Source organism: Mesorhizobium sp. M0060, assembly GCF_040323155.1.
Classification (GTDB): Bacteria; Pseudomonadota; Alphaproteobacteria; order Rhizobiales; family Rhizobiaceae; genus Mesorhizobium.
Map to the genome: position 1 here is coordinate 1 of NZ_JAMYUP010000075.1, position 26,451 is coordinate 26,451.

At 63.0% G+C, this 26,451-nt stretch carries 25 protein-coding genes and 1 pseudogene; 7 read left to right on the forward strand and 19 right to left on the reverse strand.

The features are described 5' to 3' along the window. Positions 1-268: 268 nt before the first annotated feature. The 17 genes and pseudogenes from NKJ94_RS33230 to NKJ94_RS33310 all read right to left on the reverse strand — a co-directional run bounded on the left by NKJ94_RS33230 (position 269) and on the right by NKJ94_RS33310 (position 17,503). On the reverse strand, positions 269-775 hold the full coding sequence (locus NKJ94_RS33230) for a flavin reductase family protein (protein WP_352531501.1): 507 nt from the start codon (positions 773-775) through the stop codon (positions 269-271). Positions 776-800: 25 nt separating this feature from the next. Continuing rightward, positions 801-2,219 (reverse strand): FAD/NAD(P)-binding protein, encoded by a 1,419-nt coding sequence (locus NKJ94_RS33235; protein WP_352531503.1) that lies wholly within the window; start codon positions 2,217-2,219, stop codon positions 801-803. After that, positions 2,216-3,391 (reverse strand): FMNH2-dependent alkanesulfonate monooxygenase, encoded by a 1,176-nt coding sequence (ssuD, locus tag NKJ94_RS33240; RefSeq protein WP_352531505.1) that lies wholly within the window; start codon positions 3,389-3,391, stop codon positions 2,216-2,218. Before ssuD ends, NKJ94_RS33235 begins: the two co-directional genes overlap by 4 nt. A 33-nt stretch (positions 3,392-3,424) precedes the next feature. Further along, positions 3,425-4,672 carry an SfnB family sulfur acquisition oxidoreductase gene (locus NKJ94_RS33245; RefSeq protein WP_352531507.1) on the reverse strand — a complete coding sequence of 416 codons (1,248 nt, stop codon included), beginning with the start codon at positions 4,670-4,672 and terminating at the stop codon, positions 3,425-3,427. After that, positions 4,669-5,460 carry an ABC transporter ATP-binding protein gene (locus NKJ94_RS33250; RefSeq protein WP_352531509.1) on the reverse strand — a complete coding sequence of 264 codons (792 nt, stop codon included), beginning with the start codon at positions 5,458-5,460 and terminating at the stop codon, positions 4,669-4,671. Before NKJ94_RS33250 ends, NKJ94_RS33245 begins: the two co-directional genes overlap by 4 nt. A 64-nt stretch (positions 5,461-5,524) precedes the next feature. Beyond that, on the reverse strand, positions 5,525-6,856 hold the full coding sequence (locus NKJ94_RS33255) for an ABC transporter substrate-binding protein (RefSeq protein ID WP_352531511.1): 1,332 nt from the start codon (positions 6,854-6,856) through the stop codon (positions 5,525-5,527). Between the two features lie 50 nt (positions 6,857-6,906). After that, complete coding sequence (locus tag NKJ94_RS33260; protein WP_352531513.1) at positions 6,907-7,944, reverse strand: branched-chain amino acid ABC transporter permease; 1,038 nt, start codon at positions 7,942-7,944, stop codon at positions 6,907-6,909. A gap of 3 nt (positions 7,945-7,947) precedes the next feature. After that, positions 7,948-8,844: a branched-chain amino acid ABC transporter permease gene (locus NKJ94_RS33265; RefSeq protein WP_352531515.1), complete on the reverse strand. Its 897-nt coding sequence runs from the start codon at positions 8,842-8,844 to the stop codon at positions 7,948-7,950. Continuing rightward, the gene (locus NKJ94_RS33270) at positions 8,844-9,746 is read right to left on the reverse strand and encodes an ABC transporter ATP-binding protein (RefSeq protein ID WP_352531517.1); all 903 of its coding nucleotides are present in this window, start codon (positions 9,744-9,746) and stop codon (positions 8,844-8,846) included. The genes NKJ94_RS33265 and NKJ94_RS33270 overlap by 1 nt, the downstream gene beginning before the upstream one ends. Positions 9,747-9,801: 55 nt before the next feature. Continuing rightward, complete coding sequence (gene sfnG, locus NKJ94_RS33275; RefSeq protein WP_352531519.1) at positions 9,802-10,902, reverse strand: dimethylsulfone monooxygenase SfnG; 1,101 nt, start codon at positions 10,900-10,902, stop codon at positions 9,802-9,804. 27 nt (positions 10,903-10,929) lie between these two features. Further along, a complete protein-coding gene (locus NKJ94_RS33280) occupies positions 10,930-11,529 on the reverse strand; it encodes an NAD(P)H-dependent oxidoreductase (protein ID WP_352531521.1) in 600 nt (199 codons plus the stop codon). A 170-nt stretch (positions 11,530-11,699) separates the two neighbouring features. Then, positions 11,700-12,587, reverse strand: a complete 888-nt coding sequence (locus NKJ94_RS33285) for an ABC transporter permease (protein ID WP_352531523.1) — start codon at positions 12,585-12,587, stop codon at positions 11,700-11,702. Further along, positions 12,584-13,543, reverse strand: a complete 960-nt coding sequence (locus NKJ94_RS33290) for an ABC transporter permease (protein ID WP_352531525.1) — start codon at positions 13,541-13,543, stop codon at positions 12,584-12,586. Before NKJ94_RS33290 ends, NKJ94_RS33285 begins: the two co-directional genes overlap by 4 nt. A 76-nt stretch (positions 13,544-13,619) precedes the next feature. After that, complete coding sequence (locus tag NKJ94_RS33295) at positions 13,620-15,257, reverse strand: ABC transporter substrate-binding protein (protein ID WP_352531527.1); 1,638 nt, start codon at positions 15,255-15,257, stop codon at positions 13,620-13,622. 100 nt (positions 15,258-15,357) lie between these two features. After that, complete coding sequence (locus tag NKJ94_RS33300; protein WP_352531529.1) at positions 15,358-15,816, reverse strand: DUF427 domain-containing protein; 459 nt, start codon at positions 15,814-15,816, stop codon at positions 15,358-15,360. Between the two features lie 22 nt (positions 15,817-15,838). Beyond that, positions 15,839-16,129, reverse strand: a pseudogene (locus tag NKJ94_RS33305) (DUF427 domain-containing protein); the annotation flags it as partial. A gap of 15 nt (positions 16,130-16,144) precedes the next feature. Further along, complete coding sequence (locus tag NKJ94_RS33310) at positions 16,145-17,503, reverse strand: LLM class flavin-dependent oxidoreductase (RefSeq protein WP_352531531.1); 1,359 nt, start codon at positions 17,501-17,503, stop codon at positions 16,145-16,147. A gap of 194 nt (positions 17,504-17,697) precedes the next feature. Here NKJ94_RS33310 and NKJ94_RS33315 point away from each other — a divergent pair, with 194 nt between their 5' ends. Then, positions 17,698-19,545, forward strand: a complete 1,848-nt coding sequence (locus NKJ94_RS33315) for a dipeptide ABC transporter ATP-binding protein (RefSeq protein WP_352531533.1) — start codon at positions 17,698-17,700, stop codon at positions 19,543-19,545. 677 nt (positions 19,546-20,222) lie between these two features. Further along, on the forward strand, positions 20,223-20,561 hold the full coding sequence (locus tag NKJ94_RS33320) for a BRA0787 family protein (protein ID WP_352531535.1): 339 nt from the start codon (positions 20,223-20,225) through the stop codon (positions 20,559-20,561). Positions 20,562-20,791: 230 nt separating this feature from the next. On the opposite strand, the gene NKJ94_RS33325 is transcribed toward NKJ94_RS33320, so the two are convergent. After that, positions 20,792-21,367 carry a peroxidase-related enzyme gene (locus NKJ94_RS33325; RefSeq protein WP_352531536.1) on the reverse strand — a complete coding sequence of 192 codons (576 nt, stop codon included), beginning with the start codon at positions 21,365-21,367 and terminating at the stop codon, positions 20,792-20,794. Next, complete coding sequence (locus NKJ94_RS33330; RefSeq protein WP_352531548.1) at positions 21,364-21,846, reverse strand: CMD domain-containing protein; 483 nt, start codon at positions 21,844-21,846, stop codon at positions 21,364-21,366. The genes NKJ94_RS33325 and NKJ94_RS33330 overlap by 4 nt, the downstream gene beginning before the upstream one ends. Positions 21,847-22,016: 170 nt before the next feature. Here NKJ94_RS33330 and NKJ94_RS33335 point away from each other — a divergent pair, with 170 nt between their 5' ends. The 5 genes from NKJ94_RS33335 to NKJ94_RS33355 all read left to right on the forward strand — a co-directional run. Beyond that, a complete protein-coding gene (locus tag NKJ94_RS33335; protein ID WP_352531538.1) occupies positions 22,017-23,006 on the forward strand; it encodes a LysR family transcriptional regulator in 990 nt (329 codons plus the stop codon). Beyond that, entirely contained in the window at positions 23,003-24,517 is a 1,515-nt protein-coding gene (locus tag NKJ94_RS33340; protein WP_352531540.1) for an NAD(P)-binding domain-containing protein, read from the forward strand. The genes NKJ94_RS33335 and NKJ94_RS33340 overlap by 4 nt, the downstream gene beginning before the upstream one ends. Then, on the forward strand, positions 24,510-25,250 hold the full coding sequence (locus NKJ94_RS33345; RefSeq protein WP_352531542.1) for an amino acid ABC transporter ATP-binding protein: 741 nt from the start codon (positions 24,510-24,512) through the stop codon (positions 25,248-25,250). The genes NKJ94_RS33340 and NKJ94_RS33345 overlap by 8 nt, the downstream gene beginning before the upstream one ends. A 16-nt stretch (positions 25,251-25,266) precedes the next feature. Then, positions 25,267-26,094: a transporter substrate-binding domain-containing protein gene (locus NKJ94_RS33350; protein WP_352531544.1), complete on the forward strand. Its 828-nt coding sequence runs from the start codon at positions 25,267-25,269 to the stop codon at positions 26,092-26,094. A gap of 74 nt (positions 26,095-26,168) precedes the next feature. Next, positions 26,169-26,451, forward strand: a 283-nt coding sequence (locus NKJ94_RS33355) for an ABC transporter permease subunit (protein ID WP_352531546.1), incomplete at its 3' end; no start/stop codon positions are given.

A 26,451-nucleotide genomic window follows, 5' to 3' on the forward strand; every position in this document is an offset into this window, starting at 1 on the left:
GCCTCTTGCACCTCATATCCGCCGTACAAGTGCCTCGACCGCCGATCGGATCGGCGGGCTGCAGCTTATGTCAAAGGCCATTGTCAGCAATCATGAGAGTGGGTGGTTCGCCAAACCGTTTCCTTCGTATGTTCTCGTATTCGGTGGCGAACCCTGTGGTGATGATTCCGAATGATGCTCCGCCCGAGCCCTCGCGCAGTCGGAAGCAAAACAACTCTAAGCGCGTAAGACTACGAGTGCTTTGTTTGGGGCGCGCGCTATCGCAGCACTACGGCGATCCGTAGGCGCCGTGATGATAGATCAGCGCAGGACCGGGCTCTCCGCTCATCACATGGCGGACACTGCCGAGGATCAATGCATGGCTGTGGCGAATGATAGTATCCTCAACCGTGCAATCGACCGCGGCAAGCGCGCCTTCAAGTGCCAGTGCGCCGGTCGCAAGAGCAGACCAGCGAGCTCCGTCATAACGTGCGGAGCCCTTCAAACCACCTCGACCGGCGAAGCGGTCGGCGATTGCACTCTGGTCGGCACGCAGCACGTTCACGCAGAAGTGCCGGTGCCGGTTAATGGCTGCCCAGGTCGACGAGCCCAGATTGATGCTGACGACCATCACCTCAGGTTCGACTGACAAGGAATGGGCGGTGGTAACGGTTGCGCCAGTCCGTTCATCGCCCACACCCGCGGTGATGACGGAAACGGCTCCGGCCAGATGTCGCATCGCAAATTTCAAGGGAATCCGGGATTCAACCAGGGGGATGCGTTCCGTCAGTGTCATCTCGATAGCCTCATCGTTTGCAGATTCACGACGCCTTGCGGCGCAACGCCGTTTGATATCCAAGCCATTGGTAGATTTCGGCGGCGATGCGCTCGGCATGCGCGGTGACTTCGGGAATTCCCATCAATTCGCCGACGCTGCCGCGCGCCAGCGGTCCGCTGACGAAGATATTGTCGGTCGGGCGCCCGGATGCACCGACTGCACGGCCTTGCGGATCGGTCTCCAAGCCGAGACCAATCGGGTCAAGCCGGACCAAGCCCAACTGTCCGAGCTCGGCAATCGCCGTGTTGGTCCTGAAGAGATCGGCATGTGCCGGACCTGTCGTCACGATCACCCTATCGAAAGCCTCGACAACGAAGCTGCGTTCGCCACGCAGCCGCTGCGCAATGCGAATGCGCCCGTCGACCACCTCGGCGTCGGCAATCGATGCCGCGCGATAGGCGAGCTTGCCCTCGGCAACGCGTCGATCGAGCACGTCCGCAACCTGCGGCGCGAGGCGGAAGCGATGCACGTCCCAGAGCGCACGAAGATTGCGCGCCACACGTCGCTGCTCGGCTAGCGGCAAAGCCTGCCAGATGGCTTGTCCCTGACGTCGAACGGCATCGAGCACCGGATGCCAGTCTTCGCCCCGACGCTTGGCATCAAGGATCGTTGCCCGGATGCGCCTGAACAGTGCCGTTGCGCTGCGTGAAGGAAGGGTCGTGAAATCACCAATTGGATCGGCCAGCATCGCGGCTTGGCTGCGCGAGCGATAGCCGTGGCGTGACAGCGCGACGATGTGGCCGCGATGCCCCCTGCGGTCGAGCATTGCAATCACGTCCGCCGACGTCAGTCCGGTGCCAACGACCAGGACACGGTCGTCGCGGCCGATCGCTTCCAGCCTCTCGAGATCATAGGGATTGGCCAGCAGCCCGGCTGTGCCAGCCACGGACTTCAGGAGCATCGGCAAGGCCGGCGGCGGATGCGTCGTCGCAATCACCACGGCGTCGGCAGCGAGCGTCCCGCCATCAGCGAGGATCAGACAGTAGCCCTCGCCGGTGCGCTCGACCGATGCGACGGCGGACCTGACATGGCGGATCGTTTTGCTGAGAAGGAAGGGCCGGAGATGAGATTCCACATAGCGCCCGAAAACGTGACGCTGCGGGTAGAGTGCTCCGTAGGCGGCAATAGCCTCGGCATCGTCTACAATGGCTCTGGTCTGCTCCAGCCAGTCGGCAAAGTGGCTGTCCTGGCCGGAGATCAGCGTCATTCTCGACGCCGGCACATTGATACGATGCGCCGGATCGGCCGTGGAATAGGCCAGACCATAGCCGAGCCCCTCGCGGGGCTCGACGACCACGATATCGGATGCACCGGCCGGGAGCAGTCGCGCCAGATGAAACGCAGTCGCCGCACCTGAAAAGCCGCCGCCGACAATCGCTATGATCGGTCCGCTGGCGCTCAAGACTGGCTCGCGCGCAGCGCCGACGGGCGATGGTCGCCGGCCACGGTTTCGCCGAAGGGGCCCATGTTGACGGCCGTCGGCCGCGTTGAGATCTCGTGATCGAGTGGCAACTGCGGCAGCACAAGTTCGCCGAAGCGATAGGCTTCCTCCAGATGCGGGTAACCGGACAGGATGAATGTATCGATGCCTATGCGCCGGTATTCATCGATCCGTTCCGCCACCGTAACCGCATCGCCGACCAGTGCGGTGCCCGCACCGCCGCGCACCAGGCCGACGCCAGCCCACAGGTTCGGGCTGATTTCCAGCTTGTCACGGCGGCCGCCATGCAACCGGCTCATACGCGACTGGCCAACCGAGTCCATGCGCGCGAACACCTTCTGCGCCTCGGCGATCGTCTTGTCGTCCAGACGGCTGATCAGCCGATCGGCATCGGCCCAGGCTTCGTCATTGGTTTCACGGACGATGACATGCAGCCGGATGCCGAAGCTCACCTGGCGTCCGGCTTTCTCGGCAAGGCCGCGCACATGATCGAGCTTGGCGGCGACATGTGCGGGTGGTTCGCCCCAGGTCAGATATTTGTCGATCTGCTCGGCGGCGACCGCATTCGCCGCCTCCGACGAACCACCGAAATAGAGCGGCGGATGCGGCGTCTGCACAGGCGGGAACAGCAGCCTTCCGTCCTCGATGCGGAAGTGCTTGCCTTCGAAGGCAACGGTCTCGCCGCTGAGCACCGCCTTGTAGATGTTGAGGAATTCCCGCGTCACCTCATAGCGCTCGTCATGGCTGAGGAAGATGCCGTCGCCCTTGTTCTCGACTGGGTCGCCACCGGTGACGACATTGATGAGCAGGCGCCCCCCGGAAATGCGATCGAGCGTCGAGGTCATCCGCGCGGCGAGCGTCGGCGATTGCAGGCCCGGCCGCACTGCAACGAGGAAGCGGAGCCGCTGCGTCAACGGCGCCAGCGCCGACGCCACGACCCAGCTGTCCTCGCAACTTCGGCCGGTCGGCAGCAGCGCGCCGTAGTAGCCGATGGCGTCGGCGGCCTTGGCGACCTGGGTCAGATAGGGCAGGTGGACCGCCCTGCCCCCCTCGGAGGTGCCGAGATAGCGGCTGTCGCCATGCGTCGGAAGAAACCACAGGACCTTGATCCTGTCGGGGATGGCAGTGCTCATGAATAGTCCTTTGTGACTTTACGGCGTTCTCGCTCAGCTCCAGGCGTGGAACGGCGGATTGACGTCGTTCAGGTAATAGTTGCCGAGGATCGCGTATTTCCAGCGCACCGGATCGTGCAGCGTGTGGGTGCGGGCGTTGCGCCAGTGACGGTCGAGGTTGTACTCGGCAAGCGTCGAGCGGGTTCCTGCGAGTTCGAATAGCTTGTTGGTGGCATTGATGGCGATCTCGGTGGTGAGGATCTTGGATTCCGCCACCGCGATCTGTGCTTCCGCGACACTCTTCTCGTTGGGGCGGGCCACGGCGCGATCGACTGCAAGCCCGGCCTTATCCAGAACCGCCTCCGCCGCATTGGCCCGCAGGCGGAGGTCACCGACGGCCTGGATCGTATAGGGATCCTGCCAGGCATGATCGACGCCGCTGTCGATCCACGCGCGCGACTTGGTGCGCACGAAGTTGACGGTTTCGTCGATCGCCGCCTTGGCGATGCCGAGATCGACCGCGGCCTGGATTATCTGGAAGATGGCGCCGTCGGCCGTCGGCCGGTCATAGCCATTGTAGCCCGGGACGAGATGCGTCTTCGGAACCTTCACATTGTCGAGCAGAACGGTGCCGGACAGTGTCGTCTTCTGGCCGAAGCTCGACCAGTCGTCGATGACCGTCAGTCCGGGCGCGCCGCGATCGGCGATGGCATACCAGGCCCGGCCCTCGTCATCGAGCGCCACGATCGGCACCAGATGGGCGAGCAGCGCGCCGCTGGAATAGAATTTCTGGCCGTTGACGACGACATGGTCACCAGCATCGACGAACTTGGTCTCGAAGTCGGCGGCGCGCTTGGAGCCGAACTCGGAGAACGCATTGCCGAAGCGGGTGCCGGACAGAACCTCGGCGAAGAGCAGCTGCTTCTGCGCCTCGTCCGAGACGGTGCGGATGGCGGCGACGACGCCGAGATGGTTCTGCGGAATCTGGCCGAGCGACGGATCGGCCGCCGAGATGATGCTGATCACCTTTGACAGCGTCACATAGGAGAGCTCCGGTCCGCCATAGGCCTTCGGCACATTGATCGACCACAGCCCGCTCTGCGAGAAGGCGTCGAGTTCCTCCTTCGGCCAGATGCGCTCGCGGTCCCGCTTTGAGGCTTCCCGGGCGAAGTCGGCAGCCAGTTTTTCCGCTAAAGCGATCGCCTCGGCATCGGTCTTGATCACATGCGCTTTGGCCGACGGACGCTCGACCGGCGGCACAGCCTGGCGGATATCGGACGGCTGCTTGGATTGGATGGTCATGCTGCGGTCTCCTTGGGGATATGGTCGGATGGAAGCGGCGAGCCGCCGAGATAGTAGGTCTTGATGTCGGCGCGCTGCCGCAGTTCGGCCGCCGGTTCCTCCAGCACGCTGATGCCGTTTTCCAGCACAGTGGCGCGGTCGGCATATTTCAGCGCAACCGCCGAATTCTGTTCGGCGACGAGGATCGACAGGCCCTCGTCGCGGTTGAGCCGCTTCAAGGCGTTGAAGATCTCCTCGACAATCAGCGGCGCCAGCCCCATCGAAGGCTCGTCCAACACGAAGAGTTTCGGCCGCGACATCAGACCCCGGCCGATTGCCGTCATCTGCTGCTCGCCGCCGGAGGTGAGGCCGGAACGGGTTCGCCGCTTCTCGGAGAGCCTGGGGAAAAGCGCATAGACACGGTCGAGGTCGGCCTTGACGCCGGTGCGGGAGGACGAGCGCCCGAGCGCGCCGGTCAGAAGGTTCTCCTCGACGGTCAGCGAGCGGAAGCAGTGCCGGCCCTCGAGAACCTGGACTAGGCCCTTGCGGACGAGGTGCGAGGGGCTTGCCCTGGAGACATCCTCGCCGTCGAAGGTGATCCGGCCGGAGGTGATGGCGCCGCGCTCGGCCGGGAGGAGATTGGATACGGCCCGCAAAAGCGTCGTCTTGCCGGCGCCGTTGGAGCCGAGCAAGGCGACGATCTCGCCCTTGCCGACAGTCAGGTCGACGCCGTGCAGGGCGGCAATGGCGCCGTTATAGACGGCTTCGACGCGACTGACCGACAGGATCGGGCTTTCCGGGCTGGACATTGTTGACTCCGCTGGGAGGATGGATGGCGCGGCCGGCCAGATTGTCGGCCGCGCCATGCCGAACTCAGTTGCTGACCACCGCTTCGGCATCCTCGGCCGTGCGGATCTTGATGCCCTTTTCCTTGGCATAGTCCTCGGACGACTTCTCGATGATCGGGCGCAGCAGCTTCCAGTCGGGCGCGATCCAGTCGGAGACGACGTTCCACTTCTTGCCGTCCCACTGCTGGAAGGTCACATAGCCGTCACCTTCGTGATTGTCCCAGGAGACGTTGATCGAGTGGAACAGGTCCTTGGCGCCCAGCGCCTCGACACGGGCCGGGTCAAGCTTGAGATGCTCGAAGCCCCAGCGGACTTCGTCGCCAGTGAGCGTGCGGTTGCCGAATTTGGCCTGCGCGATGCGAACCGCCTCGACATTGAGGATGCCGTTGACGATGCCGAGATTGTGGTAGACCGAGCCGATGCGGCTCTTGTCCTCGAGATTGCCCTTTCCGGCGCCGTAGACCGTTTTGACGATCTCCTGGACAACCGGATACTGCTCGCCAGACGCCTGGGTGGTGATGGCCGTATAGCCCTTGGCGGCGTCGCCGGCGGGGATCACGTCCTCCTCGGAGTTGGACCAGACATTGCCGACGATGTGATCGGCCGGGAAGCCGGTCTTCTGCGCCGTCTTCAGGGCGACCGGGTTCATCACGCCCCAGCCGCGCAGCACCACATAGTCGGGATGCTCGCGACGGATCGTCAGCCACTGCGCCTGCTGTTCGTTGCCGGGATGCGGAACCTCGATCTGCGACAGCTCGAAGCCGTATTTCTGCGAAAGCAATTCATAGATCGGGATCGTCTCCTTGCCGTAGGGCGAGCCGTGATAGAGCACCACGATCTTCTTGCCCTTGAGCTTGTCCAGGCCGCCTTCCTTGGAGGCGATGTAGTTCACGATGCCTGAGGTCTCGCTGTAGGGATTGAGCAGCAGCGGGAAGACGTAAGGGAACACGCGCCCGTCCGTCGTGTCGGTGCGGCCGTGGTTGATGGTGATCAGTGGCACCTTGTCGTCGGTGATACGGTCGATCATGGCATAGGCGATGCCGACCGAAAGCGGGTTCCAGGCAGCGATGCCGGGATTGCTCTTCAACCGCTCATAGACCTCGACGCCCTTCTCGACCTCATACTGCGTCTCGCCTTCGCTCCAGGTCAGCTTGACGCCGTTGACGCCGCCGTCGCGGATGTTGATCAGGTTGAGATAGTCGATGAAGCCACCGAAGAAGCCGGTGCCGCCGGCGGCATAGGGGCCGACGCGGTAGCTCTGCAGAGGAAAATACTGTTCGTCGGCGTGAACCGCCGTCGCGCCGAGGACGAAGGCCGTGGCGATCGCCGCTTTTCGTAGGTGACTGAAGAGGGTCATGGGTTGCGTCTCCTGAGGTTTGTGGTCCGTGAGAGGATGTCGAGCGGCGCTCAGCTGGACCTTGAGCCGATCCGTCGTTTCAGGCGGTCGAAGAGGGCCGCCAGCCCGTTCGGTTCCGCGATGAGGAAGATGATGATGAGCGCGCCGAGGACGATGCGCTGGCTCATGTCGAGCACACCCGAATCGAACAGGCCACCGAACACGAAGGCGCCGAGCCGGGACAGAAAGAGCGGGAGGACGACGATGAACGCCGCCCCCAGCAACGCGCCGCGTATCGAGGCCAGCCCACCGATGATGATGATGAACAGGATCTGGAACGAGCGGTCTAGATTGAAGCCGGCCGGCTCGACAGTGCGCAGATAGGTGAAGGCCCACAGCACGCCGGCGACGCCGATGATGAAGGACGAGATGGCGAACGCCAGCAGCTTGGTCTTCAGCACAGGGACGCCGATCACCCGCGCGGCGGTTTCGTTGTCGCGCACGGCGATGAAATTGCGGCCGGTCGCGCTGTTGACCAGGCGCCAGACCAGCGCCGTGAGCACGATGACCGTGGTGACCGAGAGCAGGTATCGGCCTGTCGCGCCGTCGAGCGACAGCCCGGCGACGGCAAGGTGCGGCGCCGAGATCACTCCGGATGGGTTGTCGTTGGAGAACCAGCCGAACTTGGTCAGCGCCCACTGCACGAAGAACTGGGCGGCGAGCGTCGAGACGGCGAGATAGAAGCCGCGCAGGCGCAGGCTCGGCAATCCGAACACGACGCCGATGCCGGCGGCCGAAATCCCGGCCAGGATCATGGTTGCAGCCAGCGGCAGTCCTTCGACCCGAAGGTTGAAATTGTAGGCGGCGAAAGCGCCGACCGCCATGAAGGCGGAGGAGCCCAGCGAAAGCTGGCCGCAATAGCCGGTCAAAAGGTTGAGGCCGACCGCCGCCAGGCTGAGCGCCAGGAACGGCAACAGGATCGCCTCGATGAGATAGCTCGACGCATAGGCGGGGATCAGGCCGTAAGCGACGGCAATCAGGGCGGCCGGCAGAGCTAACTTCTGCCAGTCGATTGGACGCCTTGCGGCATCGAGCGCTTGGACGGCCATCGGTCAGACCCTTTCGACAGTCTTCTGGCCAAACAGGCCGGAGGGGCGCACCAGCAGGACGACCAGCGCCAGCGCATAGGCGAACCAGCCTTCGATGCCGCCACCGACAAAGGGTCCGAGGTAGACCTCGGCGAGCTTCTCGCTGGCGCCGATGATGAGGCCGCCGACGATGGCGCCGAGGATAGAATCGAAGCCGCCAAGCACCAGCACCGGCAGCGCCTTCAGCACGATCAGCGACAGCGAGAACTGGACGCCGAGGCGCGCGCCCCACAAAAGCCCCGCGACCAGCGCCACGAACCCCGCGGCCGTCCACACCGTTCCCCAGATCCGGGGCAGCCGCAGCCCGACGGCGAGCGCCGCGAACTGGTCGTCTGCGACGGCGCGAAACGCTAGGCCGATGCGGGTCCAATAGAAGAATGCGCTCAAGCCGGCGACCATCGCCGCGGCAATGCCTGCAGCAAGAAGATCGAACGACGAGATCAGGATGCCGCCGACCTCGAACGGCGTGTCGTCGATGCCGAGATCGAGCCCGTGCACCTGCGTGCCCCACACCAACTGGGCAGCGCCTTCGATGATGTAAGACAGGCCAAGCGTGGCCATGAACAGCGTCATCGGCGAGCGATTGACCAGCGGCCTCAGCACAGTTCGCTCGATGGTGAAGCCCAGCGCAACCATGGCCGCGAGGGTAATGAGCAGCGAAAGCGCAAACGGGATGCCGCGTTCGACAAGGCTGACAAAGGTGAGTGCGGCGAACAGCACCATCGACCCTTGCGCGAAGTTCAGCACGCCCGACGTCTTGTAGATCAGCACGAAACCGATGGCGACGAGCGAATACATGACGCCTGAGAGCAAGCCACCGACCAGCACCTCGATGACGAAGAGGAAATCATAGTAGCTCATCAGATGCCCTCGCCATCTTCGCCTTCGGCGGTGCCGATATAGGCCCGGATCACCGCCGGATTGGCCCTGACCTCGGCCGGTGTCCCGTCAGCGATCTTGCGGCCGTAGTCGAGCACGGCGACGCGGTCGGAGAGCCCCATGACCACGCCGATATCGTGTTCGATCAGGATGATGGTGACGTCGTGCCGGTCGCGCGCTGCGCGCACGAAACCGGCCATCTCGGCCTTCTCGGTCGCCGTCATGCCGGCCATCGGCTCGTCGAGCAGCAGGATCTTCGGCTCGGCGACGAGCGCGCGCGCCAGTTCGACCCGCTTCTGCAGGCCGTAGGGCAGCGTCGCGACCAGGCGATCGGCGACGGCCTCGAGATGCAGGAAGGCGATTGTCTGGTCGACCTTTTCAGCGATCGCGGCATCTTCGCGCCGGGCGCGCGGCAGACCGGCAATATGTTCGACGAAGCTGGCGCGCCGGGTGTGGACGCGGCCCGACGCGATGTTGTCGCGCACTGAAAGCCCACCGAACAGTGCCAAGTTCTGGAAGGTGCGCGCGACGCCGAGCCGTGCCAGACGGCTTGCCGACACCCGGGAAAAGGACTGGCCATCGATCGCGATCTTGCCCTGATCGGCGTGATAGAGGCCGCTGATGATATTGATCAGCGAGGATTTGCCGGCGCCATTGGGACCGATCACAGCGCGAATCTCGCGGCTTTTGACCTCGAGGTCGACATCCCGCAGTGCCGTGACGCCACCAAAGGAAATGCTGATCCCGCCCAGCGCCAGGATCGCATCAGCCTTTGCCGACAGGCGCGCCGGGCGCGTGTCCTCGACGGGACCAGCACCAGCAAGAATGCCGGAAATTTCGGGCGCGCGCTCGTATGCGGCGGCTCCCAGCGAAGCACCAATCATGAAACGTTCCTGATTTTGAAGGCGTGCCGGCAGCGGCCTGATGGCCGCGCCTGTCCTATTCCGCGGCGACAAGCTTCCTGTCGCGCGCCGCTTCCAGTTCGCGCACCAGAGGGATGACCCGCTTGCCGAAGAACTCGACCTCTTCCTGGAAATGCAGGAAGCCGAGCAGGATCAGATCCGCGCCGGCATCCTTCAGCTTGAGGATGCGTTCGGCAATCTGTTCCGGTGTGCCGATGAGATTGCTGCGGAAGCCGTCATTGTATTGGACAAGATCCTCGAAGGAGGATTTCGCCCAGTTGCCTTCGCCTTCCGGCGAGGCCTTGCCGGCATTCTTGACCTGATCGGCGAAACCCTGCACCGCCTCCGGATTGGCCTTGGCGATGATCTCGTCGAGCACGGTGCGCGCTTCTGCCTCGGTTTCGCGAGCGATGGCAAAGGCGTTTACGCCGATCTTCACCTTGTGGCCATTGGCCTTCGCTTTGGTCTTGATGTCGTCAACCTGCTTCTTGATCTCTTCCGGCGTGTTGCCGTTGGTGAAATACCAGTCGGAAACCCGCGCAGCCATGTCGCGCGCCGCGCGCGATGAGCCGCCTTGGAAGATCTCCGGCTGCGGATCGATCGGCTTCGGCTTCATCGAGTAGTTGGTGAAGCGATAGAAGTCGCCCTTTAGCGTGAAATTATCCTCGGTCCAGATGCCGCGCAGCGCACGGATGAATTCCTCCGAGCGGCGATAGCGCTCGTCATGGTCGAGCCACAGCTCGCCGATGGCGGCGAACTCACCGCGGAACCAGCCGCTCACGACATTGACCGCGACACGGCCATTGGTCAGGTGGTTGATGGTGGCTATCTGCTTGGCCGCCAGCGCTGGATTCCATGGGCCGGGCAGGATCGCCGCGATGACTTTCAGCGTTCTGGTCGCCGCAAGCAAGGCGTGGCTGAACGATACGGATTCGTGCTGGTTGTCGGCGCCATAGCCGGCCGTGAAGCGTATCTGGCTCAGCGCGTAGTCGAAGCCGTTGGCCTCGGCGATCTGGGCGAGCTTGCGGTTATAGTCGATGTCCCAGCCTGTCCGCTGCTCGATGTTGGAGATGACAAGGCCGCCCGAGACGTTCGGGACCCAGTAGGCGAATTTCACGTTGTCGGAATTCGAGGTCATTTCGTTCGTTTCCCCTTTTGATTGGCTTCAACCGATGCGCGTGGCGACGGCAGCGTTTGCATGACTGGAATTAGGCAAGGAGACCGCTTCGGTAGCGGCCCGTGAGATGCGATCGATAATCGCCGCGCCGACGATCTTGGCATCGACGAAATCGTCGGGCGCGCCGTAGACGCCGGTCGGGACGGTGACGGCCCCGAAAAAACCGAACAATGGCCGGAGCTGATGTTCGAGAACCAGGCCATGGTATGGACTTCCGCCTGTTGCCACGAGAAGCACGGTCTTGCCAGCCAGCGCACGATAGTCGACGAGGTCAAACAGGTGCTTGAGGGCGCCGGAGTAGGAAGCCCGATAGACAGGCGTTCCGACCACGAGAAGGTCGGCCTTCTCGACACGTTGGATGATCGCTTCGCCAGACGCGCCGAGCGCGCGACGAGACAGCCCGGCGAAAATCGAAGGCGCCGCCTCGGTGATTTCGATCAGGCCAGTGTCTGCCGGGACGCGCAAGGCGACTGCCTTGACCAGCGCGTTGACCACCGCGGTAGTGCGCGATGGTGTGCTTACGCCGCCGGATATTCCGAGAACCGATAGCCGTGCCAACTCGTCAATCTCCCAGACCCGCATGCGCATTGGGTCATTTCCAAACCGGGGCAGACGATATTCGACAAAATCTATAGAGATAAGGAACTAGGTTTCGATTTTTCAGCCTCGCGGAGAAAAATGCCGTTCTGCTCATGGATCGGTAGCAATGTCCGTATGGCGAGCAGACCGAAGCTCAGGCCATCAATACGGCTTCGCATTCATCCATCGACATTTTCAAACGCGCCTATGCCTTGGGCAATAAGGTTCGTTGCCATGACCAGTGAAACGATCGCGCCGGAGTTGAAGACGACGACCCACCATTTGCCACCGGTCAGGAAGCCGTAGCCGTCGGCGACGGCTAGCCCCCAATCGGCGGAAGGCGGCTGGATGCCGAGACCGAGAAAACTCAATGTCGCGATCGAGAAGAACGCATATCCCAGCCGGGTGACGAGCTCGATGAGGATCGTTTCCCTGATATTGGGCAGGATCTCCAGGAACATGATGGCAAGCGAGCCTTCGCCGCCAAGTCGGGCGGCGCTGACATAGTCACGCTGCTTCTGCTCGCGCACGGCGGCGCGAACGGTCCTGGCCACCAGGGGCGCGTAAGCGATGCCGATCACCAGAACGACGGTGAGGTTCGATGGCCCGATCGCCACAAGCGTCATGGTGACGAGAACGATGAACGGAAACGCCATCAGCGTATCAAGCAGCCGCGCGCCGATGGCATCGACCAGGCCGTCGAAATAGCCGAGCACCAGCCCGATGATGCTGCCGGCGGCAACGCCGGCCAGCGTGGCCAGCGGCGCAACCACCAGGATATCGCGCGAACCGACGACGATGCGGGACAGCACGTCGCGGCCGAGCTGATCGGTCCCGAACCAGTGCAAGGCATCGGGCGGCGTCAGCATCGCCAGAAAATCCTCTGCATAGGGGTCGTATGGAACGAAGAGATTGCCGAGCAGCGCGCAAGTGATCCAGAAAAGCAGCAGCAGCGATCCGACCACGACCGACGGGGCCAGTCCGGAAAAGGCGCCGCGGATCCTGCGCAATGCCGACAGGCCTATAGCCACGCGCGGTGGCACGGGAAATTCCGCCAGATCCGTCATGACGAGGTCCGGCGGCGTTGCCGCGGATCGAGCAAGGCCAGCACGAGGTCGCCTGTCGCCGCCGACAGGACGAAGATTGCCGCCATCACCAGGACGCCGGCTTCAAGCATCGGGAAATCGCGGGCCTTGGCCGCGTTCAGAACCAGATTGCCAAGGCCCTGGATGCCGAACAAAGCTTCGATCACCACCAGCCCGCCAAGGAGGTATCCGGTCTGGGTCGCAAGGACGGCGATGGTCGGCGTCAGCGCATTGAGCAGCACGTGCCGAAAAATGATCTCGCGCCGATCGAGCCCTTTCAGGACGGCGGTGCGCGTATAGTCGGCGGCCATTGCCTCGATCACACCTGCCCGCGTCATCCGGGCGATATAGCCGGCAAGGTTCAGCACCAGCGGCAGCGCCGGCAGGATCAAATAATAGCCATTTATCCAAAAGCCCGCGCCATCTGGCGCAACCCCTGAGATCGGAAACCAGTTGAGCCACAGGCCGAAGACGATAAGCAGCATCAGGCCGGAAACAAAATCCGGAACGATGCCGAAGGAAACGCCTGCCATCACGATCAGCCGGTCGATCACGCGGCCCGCATTGAGGCCGGCGATGACGCCGGCGCCGACGCCCAGCGGAACGAGGAAGACCAGGATGATGCCGGCAAGTGCCGCGGAACGTTTGAGGCTTTCCAGCACGAACGGCGCGACCGGCGCGCGCATCGACAGCGAGGTGCCGAAGTCACCAGTGACAGCCTTGCTGAACCAGCGCCAGTATTGGACAAGGACCGGCTGGTCGGCGCCCAGCCGCCTGTTCAGTTCCGCCACCGCTTGCGCATCGGCAAAGGGCCCAAGCATAACGCGGCCGACATCGCCGGGCAGAACCTGCCCGGCAAGAAAGACCAGGATACTGACCAGCCACAGCGTGAGCAGCAGTGTGCCGACGCGCGTTGATAGGATGCGGCCGCTCACCATCGAGTTTTGCCGCCTCGCCCAAAACCTGTCCCATCCCGATGGAATCGGGATGGGGCTCTATCTCCGTTTTCGAGCATCATGCCTGGACAAAGGAAACGCGGTCGAGCAGCAGATGCGAGATCGCCGTGAAGCGGACGCCCTCAACCTTCGAGCTGACGATCCGGCTGTATTGCGAGAAGTAGCCGATGATCAGCGGCGTCTCGTCGAGCAGCAAGGTCTGGATCTTGCCGGCGGCAAGGCGCTGCGCCTGAAGGTCACGCGCCTTGCTGTAATCGAGCAGCAGCGCGTCATAAGCCGGGTTGTTGAAATGCGCCGCGTTCCAGGCTCCCGAACTCTTAAGCGTTGCGTTGAGGAAGATGTCGGGGGTGCCGCGATGGCCGAAATCGGTGATGCCGAGATTGGAATCGAGCCAGGGCGAGCTGCCGAATTTGGCCGATCCGTAATAGGCGTCCTGCGGCAACACATTAAGCTTGATGTCGATGCCGGCCTTCTTGGCGAAGTTCTGGATCAACACCGCGTAGTCGGGAATGTCATAGGCCCGTTCAGTGGTCAGCGTCACCTCGAAGCCATTGGGCACGCCGGCTTCACCAAGCAGCCGCTTGGCCTCGGCGATGTCCTGCTTGCGCTGCGGCACCGACGGATCAGCCGAGGGGAAGATCGGCGCGAACGGGGTGTCGTTACCGACGACGGCGCGGCCCTTCAGCAGGCCCTTCACCACCGCCTCGCGATCGAGGGTCAGCGCCAGCGCGCGGCGGACCCGCTTGTCGGTGAACGGCGCCTGGTCGTTCCGCAGATGCACCTCGTCATGCGAGCTTGCCTGCACGCTGAGGAGCTTGAAGTTGGGATTGCCCTCGATCGCCAGTTCAAGGCGCGTCGTGCTCGGGATGATGTCGAGCTGGCCGGCCTGCAGCGCCAGCACCTGGGCCTGCTCATCGTCGAAGAACTTGATCTCGACCCGGTCAGGCAATGCCTTGTCGCCCCAGTAATCGGTGTTGCGCACGAAGCTGGCGCCTTGCTTGGGACGGAAGGATTCGAGCTTGAACGGGCCTGTGCCGTTGAAAGTCTTCTCGAAATCACCGGCATAGTCGGCCGGCAGGATGACGGCATTATAGACGTCGGAGGAGACATAGAACGGGAAGTTGCTGTTCGGACCGTCGAGATCGAAGGCGACGGTTTCATCGTCGACCAGCTTGGCGCCACCCTTGGACAGGATGCCCTTGTAGGCCGACAGCGCCGACGAGCCGCTGGCCGGATCGACCAGCCGCTCGAAGCTCGCCACCACGTCCTTGGCGGTGACCGCGCGGCCATCGTGGAACTTCACCCCTGGCCGCAATTTGAAGGTCCAGCGGCTGGCTGTCTCGTTGGCCTCCCAGGAGAGAGCGAGCTTCGGCTGCAGCCCGTCCTTCGGATCGTCGAGGATCAAATACTCGCCGACTTGGCTGAGCACCCCGATGCTGGCCGGATCGGTGACCGTGACGGGATCGATGGCCTTGGTCGGCTGGCCGAGCCCGACACGGACCGTGCCGCCGGCGGAGGCTGCAGCGCGCGCGCCGCCGAGCCCTTGCGATGCGGCAAAGCCGGTCAGGCCGAGCAGCGCTGCATATTTCAGGAGATCGCGGCGCTTGAGAAAACCGCCCTGATATTCGTCGACGGCGACATTCCAGATGTCCCCCGAAAGATTGCGCAGTGCGTCGATGTCGTTGCGTTTGGTCATGTTGAAACCCCTGTCTGAAATGATGGTTGGAAATGATGCTAAGTCTTTGTGTTTACGCAATTCCGGACGGAAAACCGCTCACACTTTTCCTGGAATTGCTCTAGGCGACGGGTTCGCCGTCGAGATGGATGCTGTCGACGGCCTGCGGATAGAAGGCGATCAGGCCCTTGATCTTGGGCATCTCCGCGATCGGGTCGCGGTAGCTCCAGGCGATGTCCGGGCGCACCGAACCGTCGCTCAGCAGGCCGGACCAGTAGGAGGCGATGCCCTTGTAGGGACATCGCGTCGTTGTGACGGACGCCGTCAGCCGCTCCAGCCGGATGTCTTCCGCAGGCAGATAGAAGCGCGTCGGCAGATGCGTCTCGAACAGCAGCACCGTGCGATGGCTGTCGGCGATCGGCTCGCCGTCGAACCAGACCTGCACGTGGCTCGAGCTTTGCAGCACATCGATGCGCGCATAGGGATCGCGGGCATGGACGAAGACTTCTTCTTCCTCCTCGAACCACTGGTCGACGAGCATCCAGCTGAAGGCGACCGGCCAGGGGCGACAGGTTTTCACCCGGCGGCGACACGAACGACCAGGCCGCGTTGGCGCTCCGCCTGTCGCCGCTATCGACATCCCAGTAGGTTGTCTCGCCACCGACCGGGTGCGGCTTGCGGTGCAGCGAGGGCTTCAGCACCGACGCATCGACGGACGCCACCGGGAAGAAATAGATCGGCAGAAAGTGGTTGGAGCGCAGCACCAGCACGTTGCGGCTGTCGGCAATGGTGCGGCCGCCGAATTTGACGCGCACGCGCTTCAGGCTGTGCAGGACATTGACGAGATGAGGAGCGGTTGCTTCACGTGGCTGCAGGCTTGGTGCGACGGTCATGATCGGTCTCCGGCGTCAGGATACGGCGCGCGCATTGTCGCGCTGCTCGGCGAAGCGATTAGCGGGCCGCGCCAGGCCGAAGCGGTCACGCAATGTTCCCGGCGTGTATTCGGTCGGGAACACACCGCGGCGCTGCAGCTCCGGCACCACCTGCTCGGCGAAATTCACCCAGTCCTCGGGCAGCAGCGGGAACATCAGGTTGAAGCCGTCGGCCGCACCCGCAACGAACCAGTCCTGCAGCTGGTCGGCGATCTGCGTGCGCGTGCCGACTACGGTCGGCACCGAACCGCTGTTGGCAAGCTTGCGGGCGATGTCGCGCAGGCTGAGATCCTGCTTCGCCCACTGCTTGACCCGGTTGAGCGATGTGCGCCCGCCATTGAAGGTGCTCTCGTCCGGCAGCGGCGGCAGCGGCCCGTCCGGCGGATAGACGGAGAGATCGATACCGCTCCAGCTTGAAAGAAGATCGATGCCGACCCGATCGGGAAGCAGGGTTTGAAGGTATTCCTGCCGCTCGCGGCCCTCCGCCTCGGAGGCGGCGACGATCGGCAGGATCCCCGGCAGGATTTTGAAGCTCTCGGGCTGGCGACCAAAACGAGCGAGGCGCTCGTTGATATCCTGCCGGTATTTGATGCCGTCTTCCCTGGTGCTGTAGATGGCGAAATGCGCGTCGGCATGGGCGGTGGCAAAATTCTTGCCGTTCTCGGAGGAGCCGGCCTGGACGATCAGCGGATGGCCCTGCGGCGGTCGGGAGACGTTGAGCGGTCCCCTCACCTTGAAATGCGGCCCCTTGTGATTGATCGCATGGACCTTGTGCGGATCGGCGAAATAGCCAGACGCCTTGTCGAGCAGCAGCGCCTCGTCTTCCCAGCTGTCCCACAGCGCCTTGACGATATCGAGGAATTCGCAGGCCCGCTCGTAGCGGAACGCATGCTCGATATTGCCATCGCGGCCGAAATTGCGGGCTTCCTCGTCCATCGCCGAGGTCACCACATTCCAGGACGCCCTGCCCTTGCTGATATGGTCGAGCGAGGCGAACATGCGCGCCACATTGTAGGGCTCGCTGTAGGAGCTCGACGCGGTAGTGATCAGGCCGATGTGCTTTGTCACCCCAGCAAGGGCCGCCAGCAGCGTCAGCGGTTCCAATCGGGCATTGGCATAGTGCGCAACGCCGCTCTGCACCGAATCCCAGATGGCGACGTGATCGGCGACGAAGATGGTGTCGATCCTGGCGCGCTCTGCCGCCTGCACGAGATCGCGGTAGAAATCGAAGTCCAGCACTTCCCGGCCCGGCGCCCGGGGGTGGCGCCAAGACATGCGATGATCGCCCTGCGGGTTGAAGAAAAAAGCGCTGAGGATCATATGGTCTCGAGCCATGCCGGCCTCCTGCAAAATCTGCTCAGGAGACCATCGCGGTTCCGGTCAGGCCGCTATCCAACAATCTCCCGATCCGTGAAAGGTAGATTGCGCTCCAGCTTAATTCGAGTAATTTTATAGAGATTATATGTTGTGAAAGCGGAAGCGATTGCCCTTGATGGCTGCGCGCAAAGAAAGTGGTTTCAAGCTCCCCAATGTCCTCATCAGTTCTGAACGTAGAGCAGCTTTCCATCACCTATGAGGGGCGAAAAGGATCGCATCCCGCCGTCAGCGGAGTATCGCTGCACATAGGGGAAGGCGAGGCGCTCGGCCTGGTGGGCGAATCGGGATCGGGAAAAAGCTCGGTGGCGCTCGCCCTACTGCGCTACCTACCAAAGAACGCCCGGATCGCAGCCTCAGCGCTTGAATTCCAGGGTCGGGAAATCCGCGATCTTTCCGCGGAGCAGCTTCGCCAGCTGAGGGGAGATCATATCGCGGCCGTCTATCAGCACCCGGGTGCGGCACTCAATCCAAGTATGACGATAGGCCGGCAGATCACGGAGACGATCATGCGGCACCGGCCTGTTCGTCACGACGAGGCGTCTGGGCGCGCCGCCGAACTGCTCAGGCGCGTGCGAGTGAGCAATCCGGATCGTGTGCTGGAGCTCTATCCGCACGAACTGTCCGGCGGCATGCAGCAGCGCGCCAACATCGCGATCGCGATCGCGCTCGATCCGGCGCTGCTGGTGTTGGACGAGCCGACGACGGCGCTCGATGCCAGCGTCCAGTCGGAGATCATCTCCATCCTGCACGATCTGCGCAAAGACCACAAAACCAGCGTGCTGTTGATCAGCCACGACATCAACATGATCCGCCGATCCTGCGACCGGGTGGCGGTGATGCAGGCAGGGACGGTGGTTGAAAGCGGCGTCGCCGGCGATGTTTTCGACAACCCAAGCCATGCCTACACAAAGGCGCTCATAGCCTCGATCCCGGCACTCAACTACACCAAGTGGGATGGAAGACTGGCGGAGACGGACGGCCCCGGTCTGCCAGCGCAGCCGTCAGTTCAGAACGATGGGGTCGGCGCGCGAAAAGAGCGCCAGATCGCGATCGCCTGCAAGGGCATCAGCCATTCCTTCGGCAGCCAGGCAGTGCTGCACGACATCAACCTCGACATCGGCCAGGGAGAAACCTTCGGGCTCATCGGCGAGTCCGGCTCCGGCAAGTCGACCTTGGCAAGGATTATCACCGGCTTGCAGACACCCGACGCCGGCTCGGTCGAGCTGTTCGGCAGCACGGTCGCGCCGCGCGTCGAGAAGAGAAACCTTGTCGAACGGCGCGACGTGCAGATGGTCTTCCAGTCGCCGGATCGCACGCTCAATCCGCGCCAGCGGATCGGCAGGATCCTCGGCCGGCCGCTGCGGCGGCTCGCCGGCCTGCGCCGCGGCGAGGTGAAGCAGCGCGTCAGTGATTTGCTTGCCTCGGTTCGTCTAGCCAGCACCACGGTCGACCAGAAATCGCGATCGCTGTCCGGCGGCCAGCGGCAACGGGCGGCCATCGCACGGGCCTTCGCGGGCGTGCCGAAGGTCGTCGTGCTCGATGAACCCACCTCGGCGCTCGACGTCTCCGTCCAGGCGACCGTTCTCAACTTGCTCAACGACCTGCAGCGCGACAAGGACACGACCTATCTTTTCATCAGCCACGACCTCAGGGTCGTGCGCTACATGGCCGACAGGATCGGCGTGCTCTATCGCGGCCGGCTTGTCGAGACCGGTTCATCCGACGAGATTTTCCGCGGCCCCAATCATCCCTACACCAAGCTGATTCTGGCGGCGTCCTCCGACAAGGACGGGCCGAAGATATCCGCCCATGTCGAGATCGCGGCAGATGATCTCCCTAACAGGGGCTGTTCTTTCGCCGACCGGTGCCCACTGGCACTTCCTGACTGCAGAATGGCAGAACCGCCCGTCAGGCAGGTCGGAGCCGGCCATCTGATCGCATGCTGGCGGCACGGCCAGGTTTTTGACGAACGGGTCACTAATATTGTGAAGAAGCAATAGGCCTGGGCTTTCTGCTGCATAGCAGGATACGCGTGCAAGTCTCGGCCTGTGTGAATGTTGGAAATGCGCCCAACGGACGTTCAGATACATGCAATCGCCGAGACAACCCGTCGCGTCTACGAGGGAGCCGCCATGGATTTGATGTGCCCGTCGGAACAAATGACCTGAGCTGCAGCCTTTCGAGGCGCGGATCGCCAGGCAACTTGGCGATGAGGCGTCCATCGCTGGCACAGGCAAGCGCGCATGGCATTTCGTCTGATCACTTGTGGATTGCTCCTTGCCAAAACAATGTCTACAAGTTTTATAGACATTTGCTCCGAAGCAGGTCATACTGTCCATTCAAGTGCCTGACTTTTCGCCGTCCATGTTCGCAGGATCAGGAGATGACGATGACGCAGACATTCCTGGAAGCTTTCGGACCGTATCAGGTCCGTCGTCGGCGCTCTTTTCCCACCCGGGACCTTCACCTTATGCGCTGGGTTGGGCGCAGGTGGACGACGCTCCCGAATCTGAAGCGGATTCTCGCCGCTTAGAACGAGATGGAGCCTTCTATTGGGGCGTCGGCTCTTGCGGCTATTGGTAGGCGCCCGTCACATCCGGCCATAGACCAATCATTTTATCGAAATGCGGGGGTTACCTGGCAGCATGGGCTGCTGCCGCGATCCAGGAGGAGACCGATGACCACACGCCTGCTACCCGCTTTGCATGAGGGCCATGCCCCGATACATCTGCATGGAGCTTTCGACGAGGCTTTGGAGGCCTATCGGGCCTGGAGTCCGGGAACGGACGAGCCGCACGTGGAGTTTGAGGACCAGATGGTGCCGATCAGTTCGCTCTTCGGCCGCATGCGGACCTGCACCGATATTCTTCCCTGGCGCGTCGAGGGCGATGTCCTGGAGGTTGTCGGCAATATACTGATTTCCGGCGGCGAAAGAGCGATCACTTACGCCAATGCCGCTCTTGTCCTTCGCGCTTTGTGCGTGAAGCGGCTCCGGAGCGACGTCGTCGGCTATTAGGCGACGTTCCGGAGGCTCCCGTCAAATACGGAACCGGGCACAAGGGCTCGGCTCCGTATCTCATTCAGCGGTACGGTGTCGCGGCTTGCCTTGATCGCCGCGAAGGCGACCCATGCTTGACGTGAGACTGAATGAGTGCGCCATGGCACAGGCTATGTGACCAATAGAAAAGGCCGGATTTCCAATCTGAAACCGCGCGGGCGTTTCCCCTCAAGTGAGACGAGACCACCTTAGTCCTTCATCGGCTCGCCGAGCGTATGCATCAGGCGGTTCGCCCAGCCGAAGATGGCGGCGGATAGGACAAGGTCGAGGCACTCCAGGTCGTCGAGCCCGACGTCTGCCAGCGCCTGCGCGTCGGCAGCGGTCACCGCGGGCGGCGTGGTCGACAGCCGTGCCGAGAAGTCGAAGATTGCCTGGAGGTGGTCGTCGAGCATCGCCTCGAGGCCGTCGGCGAACACGGCTTCGATGACGTCGGTGCGTTTCGTCAGGCTGTTGAATCGCGAGCCGTGCACGGCGGCGCAGTAGACGCAGCGGTTGACGACGGACGCGGCGACGGCACCCAGCTCGCGCTCGCTCGCCGCCAGCCCGTCGCGTCCGTACATGATCAGGTTGAACAAGGGCGAGCGGACCGCGAGCGACTCGGGGTCGTGCGCCAGCGTGAGCACATAGGCCGAGATGCCCTTGTTGGACGGCGTCACTTGCATCGCCGCTCGCTGCTCCTCGCTCGCAGTCGCGAGATCGACTGGAACGACGTAGGGCTGCCAACGCGGTATTGTGGTCGTGAAGGTGTGGACGGCCTCGCTCAACGCATTCCTCCGAGCAGTGCTATACCCGCTATGACGCGCACCTGGTAGTTGACGAAGGCCGCGAGCTCCGCGAGCCGCACGATGTCGGGGTCGGCGACGTCGGCCTCACGCAACGCGTCCACATGGGCGCGCGTGGCCTCGCGTGGCGCGACCGTGAGCCGGTCGGCATGACGGACGATCTCCGCGGTGCGGACGTCGGTTGCGTTCGTGTCGGGGTCGGCGAGCGGCGCTGTCGTCGGTTCGCCGGCGCGGGCGACCAAGGTGTCGTAATGGCGCGCCAGCGCTGAGCTGCGGTTGAGGCGCGCCATGCGGGCGGCGAGCGCGGCCCTGAGGCCGTGTGAGAGACCGCCGGGTTCGCGCGGCAGGAGCACGGCATCGTGGGCCGCCTGGCTCAGGCGCAGGATCTCGGCGCGTTTCACCATGGCCTCGGCGAGCGCGGAGCCCGGCCTCACAAAGGCAAGTGTTTCGATCAGTGTCAGGACAAGCTCCTCGGGACGTCAGCGGGCGTGCGACTTAGGCAAGCACGACACTTTAATTATGTCAATTGGTAATGGCATGACCAAATTGATGCGGAAATTTTATCTATTTTCGATCGTTGCTGAGAATTTCCATGCTTTACAGATATGAATGATGGTGTTTGATGTAGGCTATGCATTCAAACTCGATCGATATCCGACAACTCGAAGCGTTCGCAGCAGTCATGTCCGCCGGCAGCATGACCGGGGCGGCGAGGTTGCTCGGCCGCTCGCAACCGGCGGTCACCAGGCTCATCCAGGATCTGGAAGCCGATATCGGCTATGCGCTGTTGCACCGGAGCGGGCCGCGCATCAGTCCGACGTCGCGCGGCGTACTCTTTCACGCCGAGGTAGAGCGTCATCTCCTCGGCCTGGCCCACATCCGCGAGCGGGCGGACGCTATCGGTCTCGACGAGCCGCCGACGCTGACGATAGCGGCCACGCCGTCGCTTGCGACCGGCATTCTGCCGCAGGCGCTCGCGGCCGTCGCGCCAGGCCTGCTTCCGCGCCATCTTCATGTGCAGGCGCTGGCGGCCGAGAACGTCGTGCAGTCCGTGCTCGCCCGCTCGGCGGACTTCGGGATATCAAGCCTGCCGCTGGAACATCCCGGCCTCGATGTTCACTGGGTCGCCGATGCGCCCTGCGTCGTCGTTGTCGGCGCGAGCGATCCACTCGCCGGTCGGGACGTAGTCCGCCTCGCCGATCTCGTCGACCGCTGCATCGTCACCCTGGCGAACCCCTATCGCTTGCGGCACCGCGTCGATGAGGCCTTGGCGAGGGCGGGCGTCACGCCGCAACGGATTATCGATGTCAACGCCTCGATGACGGCGCTGACACTGGTCCGGTCCGGGCTCGGGGTCGCCATCGTCGAGCCCGCGACCGCCTGCGGCGTTCCGCTCGAAGGTATCGTGATGCGCATGCTCGACCACACCATTCCCTTCGTGTTCGGCGCCATTTCGCCTGCCGCGCTACCGCTGAGCCCGACCGCCGCCGCCGTGATCGAGGCGGCGCGCGCGGTGTCGTTGGCTATGCCCGGTTGTCGCCTACATGACTCGAGCGGCTCCGAGGCATTGGCCGACACCGTCTACGGGCGGACCTCGCTGCCCGAGGGAGTGCCGTCATGAGCGACCTGGCCGCGTTTCCGAACGGCCTCGACGCCCTCGAGGCGCGCCTGCGGCAGGATCTCGCCTGGCTGGAACTGCCAGCCAAAGCCTGGGTGCCGCCCCACATTGTCGACGGGCATCGCATCGTCGACGTCGTCATCATCGGCGCAGGTATGGCCGGGCTTGTTGCCTCGGCCATACTCAAGCGGCTCGGCGTCGCCAACCATGTCGTCATCGACAAGGCGCCGCCTGGTTGTGAGGGCCCGTGGGTCACCTTCGCGCGGATGCGCACCTTGCGCTCCCCCAAGCAACTGACCGGACCGGCGATGGGGCTGCCGGCGCTCACCTTCCGCGCCTACTACGAGGCGCTGCATGGCCATGACGCCTGGGTCGCGCTCGATAAGGCGCCCCGCCAAACATGGATGGACTACCTGGTCTGGTACCGGCGCGTGCTCGACCTGCCGGTGCGCAACGCGACGACTGTTGACGCGATCGTCCCGCGCGCGGACGGCCTGCTCGACGTCGTCTGCCGCCAGGACGGCCTGAACGAAACGACGATCGCGCGCCATGTGGTGCTCGCAACCGGCCGCGACGGCCTCGGCGGCCCCTTCGTACCGCCCATCGCCAACGACATCGATCCGAAGTTCTGGGCCCATTCCGCCGACGCAATCGATTTCGCCGCGCTGCGCGGCAAGCGTGTCGCAGTCGTGGGAGCCGGCGCCTCGGCGATGGACAACGCCGCCACCGCTCTCGAGGCCGGGGCGGCTCAACTTGATCTTTTCGTGCGCCGGGCGGACTTGCCACGCGTCAACAAGTTCACCGGCATCGGCAGCCAGGGCGTAGTGCACGGGTTCGCCGGCCTGCCCGACGATTGGAAATGGCGCTTTCTCGATTACGCGATGCGCGCCCAGACGCCGCCGCCCCGCCACAGCGTTCTGCGCGTGAGCGCGTTCCCGCAGGCCCACATACACCTGGCGAGCCCGATCACCGCGCTGGCGCAGGACGGCGATCACCTTGCGGTGACGACGCCGAAGGGCCGCTATCCCGTCGATTTCCTGATCTTCGGCACCGGCTTCAAGGTCGACCTGACAAGCCGGCCGGAACTCGCCGCCGTCGCGTCCCACATCCGCCTTTGGCGCGACCGCTTCCCCGTGCCGGCGGACATGCGAAACGGCGAGCTCGAAGCTTCGCCCGACCTCGGAGAGGCGTTCGAATTTTTGGAAGCTGTGCCCGGCGCCTGCCCCGCGCTGGCACGGATACACTGCTTCAACTTTCCTGCCACGCTTAGCCATGGCAAGCTCACGGGCGACATCCCCGCCATCAGCGAAGGCGCCGACCGGCTCGCGCGCGGCATCGTGAGGGCGCTCTTCGTCGCCGACCGCGAGCGCCATTTCGCCGATCTTCAAGCGTTCGATACGCCCGAGCTCCTCGGCGACGAATGGACGGACGCCGAGACCGCGACGGACGAGGTGAGCGATGGTCTGACGCTTCCCGAACCATCTCCCGAAAGGACACCAACCAGAAATGCTTGATCTCAAAGATTTAAAGCTGTCCTACGGAAACACGCAGATCCTGAACGGCGTCAATCTCTCGGTGAAACGCGGTGACGTGGTGTCGATCATCGGCCCTAGTGGTACCGGCAAGACCACGCTGCTGAAGTGCATCAACCACCTGGTCAAGCCGGCGTCTGGAACCATCACGTTCGATCAGATCCGTATGGACTACCAACATGCTGACAAGAACGTGGTCCAGGCGATCCGGCTCCGGACAGCCATGGTCTTCCAGCAGTTCAACGTCTTCAGGAACATGACGGTCATTCAGAACGTGATGGATCCGCTTGTTGTGGTGCAGCGCAAGTCCAAGGACGAGGCGCGTGAAATCGCCCTGCAAGAGCTTGAACGAGTAGGCCTCTCCGACAAGCGAGACAGCTACCCGTCCCAGCTCTCAGGTGGCCAGCTCCAGCGAACCGGCATCGCGCGTGCGTTGGCGGTTCGACCGGATGTGATGCTCTTCGACGAACCCACTTCATCGCTTGATCCCGAACTCGTCGGTGAAGTCCTGAAGGTGATCAAAGACGTTACGTCGTCAGGGATCACCTCGCTGCTTGTGACCCACGAGATGCAATTTGCAAAGAACATCTCCAACCGGATCGTCTTCATGGATCGGGGCGTCGTCGCTGCCGAGGGTAGCCCGACGGAGATCTTCGATGCGCCATCCAGTCCGCGCCTCACCCAATTCCTCAATTCCGAACACACACTCCAGTAGAGAAAGGATGCCTGAAATGTCTTCTATCAGATCATCATCGTACCGTCGGTTTGGCCTTGCCGTAGCCGGTGTCGCAATCGCCCTTGCAACCGCGGGCGTATCCTATGGTCAGGACTCCGTCCGGACGATCAAGATCGCGACTGCGGCAGAATCCAAACCGCTGTCGTGGGGAGCTATCGGCGTTGAGCCGCAAGGGTACGAGCCCGACGTCCTCAAGGCTATCAACGCGAAGCTGCCCCAGTACAAGTTCGAAATGGAAGGCGCTGCGGACATCGCGCAGGAGACCGGCCTCGTAACCGGGAAATACGACATGGCGTCCGGCGGCTACTACAAGGCGCCAGCGCGCGAAAAGCAATTCCTCATTCCGGACAACCCAATGGGTGCAAGTCTGATAAAGATCTATAGCCGCAAGGAGAGCAACATCAACGAGATGAAGGATCTGGTCGGCAAGAAAATCGTGCCTGTCACGGCCGGTGGCGGCATCTACAAGTTTGCCACCCAATGGCAGGAGAAGAACCCGGACTACAAGATCGAGATCACCGCATCGAGCGCTGGCATCCCTTACCCGGATCGCCTGAAGGAAGTCCAGAACGGCAAGTACGACGCGCTGGTTCTGCCGTCGAACCTTGGCGAGCAGACCGTGATCGACAACCAGAAGCTCGACATCAAGGCGAGCGAGCCGGTCGCCATCAACAACACCTACCTCCTGATTCACAAGTCGGAGGAGAACAAGGCCCTGCTCGACGACGTGAACAGGGTGCTCAAGGAGCTGAAGGACGACGGCACGCTGGGCAAGATTTCGCAGAAGTGGTTCGGCGAGGACGTCACGACCTACATCAAGTAGCGAAAGCTCGCCCTAGACCGGGTCTCTGCATGGCCGACGACCAAGGCTGAAACCGCAAGAAGGAGTCTTCCAAGGTGGACCTTTCCATAATGATCCCCGAGCTGCTCTTGGCATTGCCACTGACGCTCGCGATCACGTTTACGGCCCTTGTCGTCGGCTTCTGCCTGGCTTTAGTCACGACGACATTCCGGGTGCGCAGGGTACCAGTGATCAGTCAACTGGCCGACCTCTACGTATCCTATGCCCGGAGTGTTCCCGTCGTGCTCCAATTGTTCGTCGCGTTCTACGGGCTTCCCTTGCTAGTCGGCCTGCTCGAGGTCGAAGACTTCGTGACGCCAACGGTAGCTGCGATAGTTG

Coding starts and splice junctions, on each gene's coding strand:
- NKJ94_RS33230 (WP_352531501.1), bottom strand. CDS start 775: ATGACACTGACGGAACGCATCCCCCTGGTTGAATCCCGGATTCCCTTG.
- NKJ94_RS33280 (WP_352531521.1), bottom strand. CDS start 11,529: ATGCGCATGCGGGTCTGGGAGATTGACGAGTTGGCACGGCTATCGGTT.
- NKJ94_RS33295 (WP_352531527.1), bottom strand. CDS start 15,257: ATGACCAAACGCAACGACATCGACGCACTGCGCAATCTTTCGGGGGAC.
- ssuD (WP_352531505.1), bottom strand. CDS start 3,391: ATGAGCACTGCCATCCCCGACAGGATCAAGGTCCTGTGGTTTCTTCCG.
- NKJ94_RS33340 (WP_352531540.1), top strand. CDS start 23,003: ATGAGCGACCTGGCCGCGTTTCCGAACGGCCTCGACGCCCTCGAGGCG.
- NKJ94_RS33335 (WP_352531538.1), top strand. CDS start 22,017: ATGCATTCAAACTCGATCGATATCCGACAACTCGAAGCGTTCGCAGCA.
- NKJ94_RS33290 (WP_352531525.1), bottom strand. CDS start 13,543: ATGGTGAGCGGCCGCATCCTATCAACGCGCGTCGGCACACTGCTGCTC.
- NKJ94_RS33255 (WP_352531511.1), bottom strand. CDS start 6,856: ATGACCCTCTTCAGTCACCTACGAAAAGCGGCGATCGCCACGGCCTTC.
- NKJ94_RS33350 (WP_352531544.1), top strand. CDS start 25,267: ATGTCTTCTATCAGATCATCATCGTACCGTCGGTTTGGCCTTGCCGTA.
- NKJ94_RS33250 (WP_352531509.1), bottom strand. CDS start 5,460: ATGTCCAGCCCGGAAAGCCCGATCCTGTCGGTCAGTCGCGTCGAAGCC.
- NKJ94_RS33310 (WP_352531531.1), bottom strand. CDS start 17,503: ATGGCTCGAGACCATATGATCCTCAGCGCTTTTTTCTTCAACCCGCAG.
- NKJ94_RS33315 (WP_352531533.1), top strand. CDS start 17,698: ATGTCCTCATCAGTTCTGAACGTAGAGCAGCTTTCCATCACCTATGAG.
- NKJ94_RS33265 (WP_352531515.1), bottom strand. CDS start 8,844: ATGAGCTACTATGATTTCCTCTTCGTCATCGAGGTGCTGGTCGGTGGC.
- NKJ94_RS33245 (WP_352531507.1), bottom strand. CDS start 4,672: ATGACCATCCAATCCAAGCAGCCGTCCGATATCCGCCAGGCTGTGCCG.
- NKJ94_RS33260 (WP_352531513.1), bottom strand. CDS start 7,944: ATGGCCGTCCAAGCGCTCGATGCCGCAAGGCGTCCAATCGACTGGCAG.
- NKJ94_RS33345 (WP_352531542.1), top strand. CDS start 24,510: ATGCTTGATCTCAAAGATTTAAAGCTGTCCTACGGAAACACGCAGATC.
- sfnG (WP_352531519.1), bottom strand. CDS start 10,902: ATGACCTCGAATTCCGACAACGTGAAATTCGCCTACTGGGTCCCGAAC.
- NKJ94_RS33270 (WP_352531517.1), bottom strand. CDS start 9,746: ATGATTGGTGCTTCGCTGGGAGCCGCCGCATACGAGCGCGCGCCCGAA.
- NKJ94_RS33320 (WP_352531535.1), top strand. CDS start 20,223: ATGACCACACGCCTGCTACCCGCTTTGCATGAGGGCCATGCCCCGATA.
- NKJ94_RS33285 (WP_352531523.1), bottom strand. CDS start 12,587: ATGACGGATCTGGCGGAATTTCCCGTGCCACCGCGCGTGGCTATAGGC.